12 protein-coding genes are annotated in these 12,749 nt (G+C 40.5%); 4 read left to right on the top strand and 8 right to left on the bottom strand.

Annotated features, from left to right (window positions below; all coding sequences use genetic code 11):
• The 4 genes from xylB to ACTG7X_RS05400 all read left to right on the top strand — a co-directional run.
• On the top strand, window positions 1-1,270 hold a 1,270-nt coding region (xylB, locus tag ACTG7X_RS05415; protein WP_439257527.1), incomplete at its 5' end, for a xylulokinase.
• A gap of 2 nt (window positions 1,271-1,272) precedes the next feature.
• Complete coding sequence (locus tag ACTG7X_RS05410; protein WP_439257526.1) at window positions 1,273-2,766, top strand: sugar ABC transporter ATP-binding protein; 1,494 nt, start codon at window positions 1,273-1,275, stop codon at window positions 2,764-2,766.
• Window positions 2,767-2,793: 27 nt separating this feature from the next.
• Entirely contained in the window at window positions 2,794-3,798 is a 1,005-nt protein-coding gene (locus ACTG7X_RS05405; RefSeq protein WP_439257525.1) for an ABC transporter permease, read from the top strand.
• A gap of 64 nt (window positions 3,799-3,862) precedes the next feature.
• Window positions 3,863-4,855 carry a substrate-binding domain-containing protein gene (locus ACTG7X_RS05400; RefSeq protein ID WP_439257524.1) on the top strand — a complete coding sequence of 331 codons (993 nt, stop codon included), beginning with the start codon at window positions 3,863-3,865 and terminating at the stop codon, window positions 4,853-4,855.
• Window positions 4,856-4,962: 107 nt separating this feature from the next.
• Here the strand turns inward: ACTG7X_RS05400 and cysE are convergent, their stop codons facing one another.
• From cysE to ACTG7X_RS05360, 8 genes are all read right to left on the bottom strand, one after another.
• Window positions 4,963-5,760 (bottom strand): serine O-acetyltransferase, encoded by a 798-nt coding sequence (gene cysE, locus ACTG7X_RS05395; RefSeq protein ID WP_439257523.1) that lies wholly within the window; start codon window positions 5,758-5,760, stop codon window positions 4,963-4,965.
• An 11-nt stretch (window positions 5,761-5,771) separates the two neighbouring features.
• Window positions 5,772-6,776 carry an NAD(P)H-dependent glycerol-3-phosphate dehydrogenase gene (gpsA, locus tag ACTG7X_RS05390; RefSeq protein ID WP_439257522.1) on the bottom strand — a complete coding sequence of 335 codons (1,005 nt, stop codon included), beginning with the start codon at window positions 6,774-6,776 and terminating at the stop codon, window positions 5,772-5,774.
• A gap of 60 nt (window positions 6,777-6,836) precedes the next feature.
• Window positions 6,837-7,337: a protein-export chaperone SecB gene (secB, locus tag ACTG7X_RS05385; RefSeq protein ID WP_439257521.1), complete on the bottom strand. Its 501-nt coding sequence runs from the start codon at window positions 7,335-7,337 to the stop codon at window positions 6,837-6,839.
• A 9-nt stretch (window positions 7,338-7,346) separates the two neighbouring features.
• Complete coding sequence (locus tag ACTG7X_RS05380; RefSeq protein WP_439240288.1) at window positions 7,347-7,784, bottom strand: rhodanese-like domain-containing protein; 438 nt, start codon at window positions 7,782-7,784, stop codon at window positions 7,347-7,349.
• A gap of 78 nt (window positions 7,785-7,862) precedes the next feature.
• Window positions 7,863-8,297 (bottom strand): D-aminoacyl-tRNA deacylase, encoded by a 435-nt coding sequence (gene dtd, locus ACTG7X_RS05375; protein ID WP_439257520.1) that lies wholly within the window; start codon window positions 8,295-8,297, stop codon window positions 7,863-7,865.
• A 375-nt stretch (window positions 8,298-8,672) separates the two neighbouring features.
• Window positions 8,673-10,112, bottom strand: coding sequence for a glycerol-3-phosphate transporter (glpT, locus tag ACTG7X_RS05370; RefSeq protein ID WP_439257519.1), 1,440 nt, complete (start codon window positions 10,110-10,112; stop codon window positions 8,673-8,675).
• A gap of 20 nt (window positions 10,113-10,132) precedes the next feature.
• On the bottom strand, window positions 10,133-11,689 hold the full coding sequence (locus ACTG7X_RS05365) for an FAD-dependent oxidoreductase (RefSeq protein ID WP_439257518.1): 1,557 nt from the start codon (window positions 11,687-11,689) through the stop codon (window positions 10,133-10,135).
• Window positions 11,690-11,856: 167 nt separating this feature from the next.
• The gene (locus ACTG7X_RS05360) at window positions 11,857-12,717 is read right to left on the bottom strand and encodes a virulence factor BrkB family protein (RefSeq protein ID WP_439257517.1); all 861 of its coding nucleotides are present in this window, start codon (window positions 12,715-12,717) and stop codon (window positions 11,857-11,859) included.
• Window positions 12,718-12,749: the final 32 nt, after the last annotated feature.

The raw sequence follows: 12,749 nt of genomic DNA, 5'->3' as shown, positions 1-12,749 counted from the left end.
TTGTTTAAATGCTTGGTTGTATTTAGTCATAAAAATCTGCACCTTACTTAGTTGGTTATTAGTCCAACTTTTGGGGTGCAGATCACAAAATGAGCAACTTTTACAGATGATAGGCGGTGAAGAACAATGCTTAGAAAAACTGGGATTAGTGATTGCAACTGGATATACTGCCTCCAAATTACTTTGGTTAAAGCAATCTTATCCTGACATTTGGCAACAAGTGGATAAAGTATTGCTTCCGCATGACTATATTAATTACTGGCTAACAGGACAAGCGGTAATGGAATATGGTGATGCGTCTGGCACTGGATTATTAGATATTTATTCTCGTTGTTGGAATAAAGACGTTATTGAACTCATTGATAAAGATAGCATATTAACCAATGCGCTACCTACTTTAATCAAAAGTAATACCGTTGTTGGCAAATTGAAAGCAGATATCGCTCAACTGTTAAATTTAAATCCTGATGTGTTGGTGGCATCAGGGAGTGGTGATAATATGATGGGTGCCATTGGCACAGGAAATACGAAAGATGGTATTGTAACTATGAGTCTAGGCACCTCTGGGACGTTATATGCTTATTCTTCAACACCAATAAAACCTGCATCAAAACTGATAGCCAATTTCTGTTCAGCTAATAATGGCTGGTTGCCATTAATCTGTACAATGAACGTCACCTCTACGACATCCTTATTACAAAAACTATTAAAAATAGATTTAACGGATTTTAATCTTGCAGTTTCATCTGCGCCTATTGGAGCAAATGGCATCACAATTTTACCATTCTTTAACGGCGAAAGAGTTCCAGCATTACCTACTGCCAAAGCAAGTATCTATGGTTTAGATTATAACAATTTTACGGTTGAGAATTTATGCCGTGCAATGGTTGAAGGAACAACGTTGGGATTACGTTATGGGCTAGATTTATTTAGACAGAAAGGGGTAAACCCCACCCAAATTCGCTTAATTGGAGGCGGTGCTAAAAGTCCAATATGGCGACAAATCGTTGCGGATATGATGAATTGTGAAGTCATTTGTTTAGCCTATTCCGAAGCGGCTGCATTGGGTGCAGCTATTCAAGCGGCCTTGGTTCATATTTGTTCTTATTCTACGAAAGATGAACAACAATTACTCAATGAATTAACCGATCAATTTGTTATTTTAGAGCAAAGTACTTTAACCACGCCAAATATTCAAAACGTACAGCAATATGAAAAAGTGTATACAAAATATTGTGCCATTTTAACCAAAAACTATTTGGAAGATTAACTATGACAAATTCATCAGATTATTTACTGGAAGTCACTGGTATTAGTAAAAAATTTGGCGAAGTAATCGCATTAAAAAATATTGAATTTGCCTTAAGACGTGGTTCTATTCACGCTTTATGTGGTGGCAATGGTGCGGGAAAATCCACCTTTCTCAGCATATTAATGGGATTTATCCAACCAGATACAGGGCATATTTTTATTCAAGGAAAAGAATGTCATTTCGCCACCCCAAAACAAGCCTTACAAGGTGGAATAACCATTGTTCAGCAAGAATTAAGTGGTATTCCTGATTTATCCGTAGCAGAAAATATTTACTTAGGCAATGAGCCGAAAAAGATGGGCTTTGTAGATTTTGAACAACTGAATAAACAAGCTCAGGCATTATTAGATGATTTAGGTTTTAATGATATTTCAGCCAAAACCAGATTGCGAGATTTAAGCGTAGCAGAACAACAATTAGTGGAAATTGCTAAAGCACTTTCTCATTCTAATGCTGATATTATCATTATGGACGAGCCAACCTCTGCCATTGGTGAGGAAGATACCTTGAAATTATTTCAAGCGATTCGCCAATTAGCTGAAAAAGGTAAGGGGATTATTTATGTTTCTCACCGTCTTTCTGAAATTTTTGAGATTGCGGATACCTTTACGGTGTTTCGTGATGGTACTTATATTTATGAAGGTGAGATTGCAGACATTACCCGAGAAAAATTGATTGAACACATTATTGGTGGCGAATTAAGTCAGGAGTTTTCTAAATATAACACCCCAACAGAAAATGTTGTACTAGAAGTAAATAATCTACATTGGAATCATTTTCTTGAAGATATCAGTTTTAATCTAAAACAAGGGGAAATCTTAGGTATATACGGCTTAGTTGGATCTGGACGAAGTGAAATTCTCGATCTGCTGTTTGGTTTAGAAAAACCTGCCTCTGGTTCAATCCGCTTTAAAGGCAACACACTTCAGTTAAATTCACCACAACAAGCTATTGAATCAGGTCTTGCTTATGTGACTGAAGATAGGAAAGAAACAGGCTTAGTATTGTGCCTTTCTGTTGGTGAGAACATTAATTTATCTTCTCTTAAAGAGGTGACAAAATCAGGCTTAATTAATGATAGTCAAACCAAAGCCAGAGCCATAGAGATGATTAAAAAGTTCAATATAAAAACACCAAATCAAGATCAAAAGGTGATTAATTTAAGCGGCGGAAATCAACAAAAAGTTATTTTAGGCAAATGGGCATTGTTAGATCCTGAAATATTGCTATTAGATGAACCGACTCGAGGCATTGATGTGGGTGCTAAAAAAGAAATCTATGATTTTATGTCTGATTTTGCCAATCAAGGGAAATCTATCATTATGGTGTCCTCTGAATTACCTGAAATTATTGGTATGAGTGATCGTGTCATTGTTTTAAAAGATGGAAAAATCAATGGCATATTATCAAGAGATGAATTAACTCAGTCCAAACTAATGAATTTGTCCGTATAACTTTCTTCAATAATAAAAGGATATATTATGAAAAACAATGTGTTAAAACAGAATATGAATAAATATGGCATTATTTTAGCCTTTCTTGTGCTGTGTATTGTAATCTCTATTGCGGGGGAAATTTGCGTTTATTATGGTTATTGGGCAGATAACTATTTTCTAAGCAAAGATAATGCGTTGATCGTGTTAAGACAGGTGTCAATTAACGGCATATTAGCTATTGGTATGACTTTCGTTATCATCACAGCTGGGGTTGACCTTTCAGTGGGTGCAGTACTGGCTTTGGCTGGTATTGTGGCCGCTCGTTTTGCCACAACAAATAGCGGTTTGGCGATTGGCAATACCGATATGGCATTATGGTTGCCTATTTTTGTGGCAATTTTGGTTGGAGCGATAGCTGGATTTATTAATGGTGCTGTCATCGCAAAATACAACTTACAGCCCTTTATTGTGACAATGGGTATGCTTTCTATTGCAAGGGGATTAACTTTACTTTCCACAGATGGTAACCCAGTTTCTCAGCTAAATTCAGATTTTCGCTGGTTAGGAAATGGTTATTTATTTGATGCTATTCCAATCCCTATTATTTTGTTCTTACTGATCTTTATTTTTGCTTGGATTGTGTTGAATAAAACCACTTTTGGTCGCTATGTTTATGCAGTAGGTGGTAACGAAAAAAGCACCAGAACATCAGGTATTAATGTTAATAAAATCAAAACCCTTGTTTATACCCTTTGTGGTGTACTTTCTGCCATCGCTGGATTAATTCTTACAGCACGAACAGGTTCCGCACAAACCAACGCAGGAACAGCTTATGAATTAGATGCTATTGCTGCTGTCGTTATTGGGGGAACCAGTATGGTAGGCGGAATTGGTACATTAATGGGAACATTCTTTGGGATTCTAATTATTGGTGTGTTAAACAATGGATTGGATTTATTAGGGGTGCAATCTTATTATCAACAATTAATTAAGGGGGTATTAATCGTCGTCGCAGTGATGTTAGATCCGTCAAGAAAAATTCGCAGATAGTTTTAGGGTCTGTTGACCCTATTTAAACACTCAATCTTTTATTTAATCCAAAGAGGAAAATGCTATGAAAAAATTACTATTAACATCTATTGCTCTCGCTGTTTCATCTGTTGCAGTGGCACAACAAACACCTGTTAAAATTTCTATTTTAATGTATGGTATGAAAGCAGAATTTGTTCAACTAATGGATAAATATGCCAAAGAACATCCTGCAGTTAAACAGGGTATTGCAACCCTAACGGTTTATGACGGTCGTTATGATCCGCTTGTACAAAACAATCAAGCGGAAACCGCTATCCAAACCAAGACTGATGCTATTGTCATTAATCCGATGGATTATGAAGCCAATATTGATGTCGTCACCATGGCAAATAAAGCCAATATCCCCGTGGTGGTCACAAATGCTCGTTTAAATACCGATAAAATGACCAGTGAAGTCGTTTCAGATGATGTAGAGGGTGGTTATTTAGAAGCGAAAGCGGTATTAGAAAAAATGGGATGCAAAGGCAATGTGGTGATTATTGAAGGTCCTAAAGGGGGATCGGGTGAAATCCAACGTGGTCAAGGTAACGAAAAAGCTATCGCAGAATGTGGCAAAGATAACATCAAAATTCTAGAACGTAAAACCGCTAACTGGTCACGTTCAGAAGCTATTCCATTAATGGAAAACTGGCTACAAAAACACCGCGGTAAAATCAATGGTATTATTGCTCAAAATGATGAAATGGCATTAGGTGCCATTGAAGCCATTCAAAGTGCTGGGCTAAATGTGAATGATTTTGCAATTGCTGGGGTGGATGGTGTCAGTGATGCGATTTATGCCGTAAAAGAGAAAAAAATGACCTCAATTTTGCAAGATGCTAAAGGGCAAATTCAAGGTTCTATTGATGTGGCTTTAAGAGCAGTTATTGGCGATAGTTATCAACCAATGTCCGATATTTGGGAACAATACAAGGGAAAAATGGAATGGAATGACGGTAAATCCAAACGTTATGATGTACCTTGGACAAAAGTGACTTTGGATAATGCAGATCAGTTGTTGAATAGTCGGAAATAATCTACACATTTATTTGTTGTTAATAGTGTTACATCTTTTATAAAAATAAATAATGAGATGTAACACTACTTTTTGTACAAATGGAAAAATTTGTAGATAAAATTCCATTAAATATTCAACATTTCCGCATCATCAATAAAATACTGGTTCATATCAAAGGCTGGTTTGGCATCTCGATCTTTGCCGATAATACGAGCCGGCACGCCAGCAGCGGTGGCATGTTCTGGAACGGGTTGCAACACCACAGAATTAGCCCCGATTTTGGCATATTTACCCACTTCAATATTGCCAAGGATTTTCGCTCCCGCACCAATCATCACACCCTCACGGATTTTTGGGTGGCGGTCGCCAGTTTCTTTGCCGGTTCCGCCTAAAGTCACGCCTTGCAAGATAGACACGTCATTTTCAATCACGGCGGTTTCCCCCACCACAATGCCGGTGGCATGGTCGAACATAATGCCACAACCAATCCGTGCGGCGGGGTGAATATCCACATCAAAGGCGACGGAAATTTGGTTTTGTAAATAAATGGCAAGTGAACGGCGTTCGGTTTGCCATAAATGATGGGTAATGCGGTAGCTTTGAATGGCGTGGAACCCTTTCAAATAAAGCAACGGGGTTGACCATAATTCCACCGCAGGGTCACGTTGGCGGACGGCGTGAATATCGCAAGCGGCACTTTCAATAATACTCGGTTGATCCTGATACACATCTTCGATAATTTCACGCAAGGTAATGGCGGGCATGGTGGCGGTGGCTAATTTGTTTGCCAAAATATAGCTCAACACACTGCCCAGATTTTTATGCTTTAAAATGGTGGAATGGAAAAAGCTCGCTAACACTGGTTCGTGATCCACCAATTCCTTGGCCTCATCACGAATTTTCTGCCACACCTCATTCAACATGGTTTACTCCCTTATTCTGCTTTTTTCTCACGCCCTAATAATGCCATGGCGGCATCTTTGGCGTTTTTATGTTGGAACAACACTTGATACATTTGCTCCGTAATCGGCATTTCCACCCCTTGCCGTTGGGCTAACAACGTGGTTTCCTTGGTATTATAATAGCCCTCCACCACTTGACCAATCTCTTGCATGGCCTGTTCTGCTGACACACCTTGCCCTAACATGAGGCCAAAACGGCGGTTACGGGATTGATTGTCGGTACAGGTTAACACCAAATCGCCCAAGCCTGACATGCCCATAAAGGTTTTCGGATCTGCACCTAAAGACACCCCTAATCGGCTGATTTCGGCAATGCCACGGGTAATCAATGCGGTTCTGGCATTGGCGCCAAAGCCCATGCCGTCCGACATGCCAGCCGCAATGGCAATCACGTTTTTCACCGCACCGCCGAGTTGTACGCCGATCATATCTTGATTTAAATACACCCGAAAATGCTTACTGCAATGAATGCGATTTTGTAATTCCACCGCAAATTGTGGATCGTTAGACGCCAAGGCAATCGCTGTGGGTAAACCGGCAGCTAATTCTTTGGCGAACGTTGGGCCAGATAACATGGCTAAAGGATAATGCGTCCCCAACTTTTCTTCAATCACCGTTTGCAATAACCGTCCCGTATCTCGTTCTAACCCCTTTGTTGCCCACGCAATACGGCTATCAGGGCGTAAGTGCGGTTTAATTTGATCGATCACCTCCGCAAACACATGGCTTGGTACCACGATCAACAAATCTCGGGATTTTTGCACCGCAGTTTTAAGATCCGATTCAATATGCAACGCCGTAGGAAAGGAAATTTCCGGCAAGAAACGGGCATTTTGTCGGGCATTTTCTAATTGACGACAATGCTCAGGATTGTGTCCCCAAAGATAAGTGGGGAAGTTATTACGGGAAAAGGCAATGGCTAAAGATGTGCCATAAGATCCAGCCCCGAGAACGCTAATTGGTGTTGGAGTGGTCATGACTAACGCCTTAAAATTGGATAATGAGGGCGGAAATCGCAATCCGCCCCGACAATTTAATTAATGAGTCGTCGGTTTTTCCGCTTGCTCTTCTTCTTGCTCAATGCGGCGTAAATGTTCCATAAACAACGCATCAAAATTGACTGGCGCAAGATTCAATGCAGGGAATGTACCACGATTCACTAAGCTCGAAATTAATTCACGTGCATAAGGGAACAACATATTCGGGCATTGTGACGTTAAACAATGGGCCATTTGCATATCTTCCAAACCGCTAATCGTAAACACACCGGCTTGTTTGACTTCGCAAATAAAGGCGACTTCTTTGCTGTCCTCCATGGTGGTTTCCGCCGAAATGTTTAACACCACTTCGTATAAATCATCACCTAATTGTTTCGCCTCTGTGCTTAAATCAAAGCTCAAATTCGGTTTCCATTCTTGATGAAAAATATGCGGTAAATTCGGTGCCTCAAAAGACACGTCTTTCACATAAATACGTTGAATTTGAAAAACCACTTCAGGTTGTTGTTCTTGTGTTGGTGCTTGTGTTTCTTCAGTCATATAAAATCCTTATTTCACTAATGGTAAATTGGCAGCGTTCCAACCCGCAATGCCCTCTTGTAACGCATACACTTCGCTAAAGCCTTGTTTTGACAAGATTTCCGCAGAGGTATTCGCCACGGCACCGGTGGCACACACTAAAATCATTGGCATCTCTTTATGTTGTTCTAGTTTGCCTAAATTGTGTTTCTTAATATCGCTTGGCAAAAATTGTTTACTATGAATAATGTGACCCCGTTTAAATTCGTCAATACTACGCAAATCAATCACCACGGCATCTTTATTATTGATTAACGCCACCGCTTGTGAATTTGTAATTAATTTCACTTTGCTTAAGGCAGATTTGACGAATACATAAATGGTCGCCACAAAAATAGCGACCCAAGCGACCACTAACAAGGTATGGTTTTTGGCAAATTGTGTTGCCAACGGCATAAATTCTTCCATATTGTTCTCAAATGCAAATAAATAAAAATAGGCGTTAAGTATAACCGACTTTCCGCATCTTGCAAAAACTAATTTTTGTTAAGCCGTTAACCAGAACGTAACGGGGCCATCATTGGTTAAACTCACTTGCATATCAGCGCCAAACTGCCCCGTAGAAACGGCGATTTTTTCACCGCACTTTTGCACAAAATAACGATACAATTCATTGGCTAAATCAGGCGAGGCTCCTTTTGAAAAACTCGGGCGTAAGCCTTTTTGGGTATCTGCTGCCAAGGTAAATTGTGACACCACCAACAGTGAACCGCCTGCTTGTTGCACATTCAAATTCATTTTACCCTGTTCATCTGCAAAGACCCGATAATTCAGCACTTTTTCCACTAATTTATCCGCTTTCGCTTGATCATCTTCTTTTTCCACACCGAGCAATACCAATAAGCCTTTGCCAATTTCACCGACAGTTTGGTTGTCTACGTTCACATTGGCGTGAGTGACACGTTGGATTAATGCGATCATTTATTTCTCCTGAAAAAAGTAAGGGAAGTTGTAACTTTTGCTGTCATCACCAGTTATTCGAAAATTTCGAATAACTGAATTTACGTCTAACGTCTTGTCATTAAAAATCTTTTTTAGATGATAGTTTCATTTTCCAAATTCTCTACTTAAACATCTACGCTGTATAAATTACCACTTTACCTTTCCTACTTCAACCCCAAATATCCCCGCCATTTTTCCCATTTTGCAAAATTCCCCTTTGGTGTAGTGATACGATAAGACTAAATAAAAGTGCGGTGTTTTTGCAAAATTTTTATAATATGTAATGATCAATTAAGGGACGATATATTCTATCGTCCCTTAATAAATTTAGACTGAGTTTAAATTAAAATCTAATTATTTACCATAGTGATCCGCTAATTTCGCTTTGTGTTTACCCTCTTCTACCATCACGATAAACAACAAGATAACCGATAAAACACCACCAGCGATCATCACATAGAAGCCGCCGTCCCAGCCGTAATATTCTGCTGCCCAACCTACAATCGCAGAGGCAGAAACAGTACCGCCAAGATAACCGAATAAACCTGTAAAACCTGCGGAAGTACCAGCGGCTTTTTTCGGTGCTAATTCAAGGGCATGTAAGCCGATTAGCATTACTGGGCCATAGATTAAGAAACCGACTGTGGTCATTAAAATAAAGTCTGTTAATTGGTACGGATTTTCATACCAGTTAGCATAGTTGGCTAATTCTGCCTCTGGTGTGGCTGGGTTTTTCCATAATGCTACTACTGCAATCGTGGTTAAAATCATAAAGATGAACCCAGTTAAACCACGTTTACCTTTAAAGACTTTGTCAGATACCCAACCGCATAATAACGTACCTGGGATCGCCGCTAATTCATAAATAGTGTATGCCCAAGCGGTACCTTTAATATTGAAGTGTTTGACTTCGCCAAGATATACTGGTGACCATTTTAAAACACCATAACGGATTAAATAAACGAACACGTTTGCAATAGCGATATACCATAACAATTTGTTTTTCAACACATAAGTCACAAAAATTTCTTTAGTTGTTAATTCTTGTTCGTTAGTTTTTTCATCATAGTTATCAGGGTAATCATTACGCCATTTTTCGATAGATGGTAAACCGCAAGATTGTGGGGTATCTTTCATCACAAAATAGATTAAGAATGACACCACCATAGCGGCAATACCTGGATAATACAAGGTTTGTTGCCATACATCTTTGGCGGTCGCTTGTACACCGTGGGTGTTGAAGTAAATGGCACTGGCTAATAACACCATGGCACCCGGTACCATACCGCCTAAGTTGTGTGCGGTGTTCCAGATAGACACGATAGTACCCCGTTCAGATTTTGACCACCAATGCACCATGGTTCGTCCACATGGAGGCCAACCCATCCCTTGGAACCAACCATTTAAGAAGATCAACGCAAACATAATCATCACGCCAGAAGTCGCCCATGGCATAATTCCCATTAACACCATGCAAAGACCTGAGAGGAACAAACCAAAAGGTAAAAACACTTTCGGATTAGAGCGGTCAGACATACCCGCCATTACGAATTTAGAAATACCGTAGGCTAAACCCAAAGCCGAGCCGATAAAACCCAGTTCTGCTTTGTTATACATACCCGCCTCAATCAAGCCTTTTTGGGCTAAATCAAAGTTACCCCGCACAAAATAATAAGCGGCATAACCAAAGAAAATCCCAGCAAAGACTTGCCAACGTAATTGTTTATATTTCGCATCCACTTTATCCGCAGGCAATTCTGCGATATGGGGTGCTGGTTTAAATGGACCAAACATAGTGTTTCTCCCTTATGTGATTAAAAATGATATTGTGTACACAACTGACGGAATTCACTCACTTGTTGAGCAACCCAATCGGCATCTTTGTTTAATTCTGGGGCAATGTAATTTGCCACCTCTTCTGCGACCGCTGAAGCTGCTCTTGCATCTAAGAACAAGAAACGGATTCGGCGAGCCAGCACATCTTCCAGTGTTTGCGCCATTTCTTCACGCACCGCCCACAAGGCCTCGGCGTAAAGGAATGGATAGTCTGGATGAATTTTGCTCCCTGCTTTTGGATCACTTGCCGCAAGCTGCTCAATATGCGCTCTATCGCTACCGTAATAGCCAAGGTGACTAGCCATATCCGCAGGGTGGTGTCCGTGAATTTTTAAATCTACGGTAACACATTGTTTTTTCGGTAAAATACCCTTATCAATCGCTGCCTCTAAGGCATCTTCTGCCATTTGACGATAGGTTGTCCATTTGCCGCCAATAATATCCACCAAACCAGAATCACTAATATGGATTTTATGGCTACGGGACACCTCTTTGGTGCTTTTATTTTCGCCTTTTGGTGCCGCTAACGGACGCAAGCCCACAAACACACTGCGTACATCTTCACGGGTTGGCGCTTTGACAAAATAATCTTTGGCAGTTTGTAAAATAAACTCGACTTCTTGCTCGAGTGGACGAGGTTCATATTCGGCATTTTTTACGAGCGTATCGGTGGTGCCGACCACTAATTTATCATGCCAAGGCACGGCGAATAACACCCGACCGTCCGAGGTTTTTGGCACCATTAAAGCGGATTCATTCGGTAAGAAATCACGATCAATCACGATATGAATACCTTGACTTGGCACAATACCGTCCATTTCTTCTGGGTTGTCCATGGCATTGATTTCATTGGTAAATACGCCTGTCGCATTAACGACACATTTGGCTTTTACCGCAAAATGCTCACCGCTGAACACATCTCTGACTTGCACACCGTTAATTTTACCTGCCTCATTTTTATCTAAACCCACCACTTCGCAATAGTTGACTAAGGTTGCCCCTTGTTCTGCAGCGGTTTGTGCTAAGTTGATGGCTAAACGAGCATCATCAAACTGGCCATCATAATAGCACACGCCATTATTGAGTTTTTCGGGTTTCACCCCTTTTAATTGGGTTTGGGTTTCGTTTTTGCTCAAATAGCGAGTATGCCCAATGCTTAAGGCACCCGATAAACGGTCATAAATCCACAAGCCTAAGGTGTAATAATAGGCGGTCCACCATTTTTCACCGGGGATAATAAAGGATTCGCTTTTAAATAAGTGCGGTGCATTTTTGCCGAGTCTGCCACGCTCACGCAAGGCCTCTTTCACCAAAGCAATGTCCCCTTGTGCCAAGTAGCGTACGCCACCATGCACCAATTTTGTGCTGCGACTGGAGGTGCCTTTGGCAAAGTCGACACGTTCCAATAACAGGGTGGAAAACCCACGGCTCGCAGCATCAACGGCTATGCCCAATCCTGTTGCGCCGCCACCAATAATGACGACATCCCATTCTCGGTCTGTTTTGGCCTGTTGTAAATTTTGATTTCTGTTCATAATAAAATTCTCATCAAGATCAAAAAAACTATGATAAACATACTCATTTTTTTCTTAATGAGAAAGTACTTTGTTTCAAAATTGTGACGTTGATCACAATATTTTTTCGTTTTCACTCAAAAACAACAAAAAACCCAGAAAATGTGCGGATATTTATTCGGAAAAGATTACATCATCTCCTTTTCTCGCACTTGGTGCATATCCAATTCCCCCGCTTTAATCAAACGCATATCGCCTAACACGGCGGCCAGTTGCGCACCGAGTAAAATAAAGGTCCAACTCAACCAAATCCACAATAACATAATCGGCAAGGTGGCCATGGCGCCGTAAATCAGTTGATAGGAGGGGAATGTGGTGATATACCAAGCGAAACCTTGTTTACCGAGAGTAAAGAAAATCGCTGCAATTAAAGCGCCCGCAGCGGCATGTTGCCAATAGATTTTTTGATTGGGTACGAGCAAATAAATCAACGTAAAACTCAACCATGTGAGGAAAAACGGCACAAAGCCCAGTAATTTCAGACCAAAGGGTAAATTAATGCCCTCGTTAAATAATTGGAAAGAGGTAATATAGCTTGAAATGGCAATGCTCGCCCCGATAAAAATCGGGCCGAGGCTTAAAATGGTCCAATAAATCGCAAAAGAAAACACCAGACTGCGACTTTTGGCTCGCCAAATTTGATTTAACATGTCATCAATGGATTTAATCAACATCAATGCCGTGACAATTAACCCCACCACCCCGACAGCGCTCATTTGTTTAGAATTGCCTACAAATTCATCAATATATTGACCAACCACGTCACTGGCAGAGGGGGCAAAATTGGTGAAAATAAATTCTTTTAATGCGCCTGTCATTTCGTTAAACATGGGGAATGCGGAGAAAATGGCGAACACCACCATCACCAACGGCACAATGGCTAACATGGTGCTATACGTTAGCGATCCTGCGGCTTGCGTGAGTTTGTTTTGTTGGAAACGTTGCCAAAATACGTCAATAAATAACCGAAACAGAGATGTTTTATTCATAAAGATTTTTCCTTGAAAGTGCGGTACAATTT

This window comes from Lonepinella sp. BR2271, assembly GCF_051851515.1.
Lineage (GTDB): Bacteria > Pseudomonadota > Gammaproteobacteria > Enterobacterales > Pasteurellaceae > Lonepinella.
Note: the sequence above shows the minus strand (reverse complement) of the source record. Positions and strands in the feature narration are given on the sequence as shown.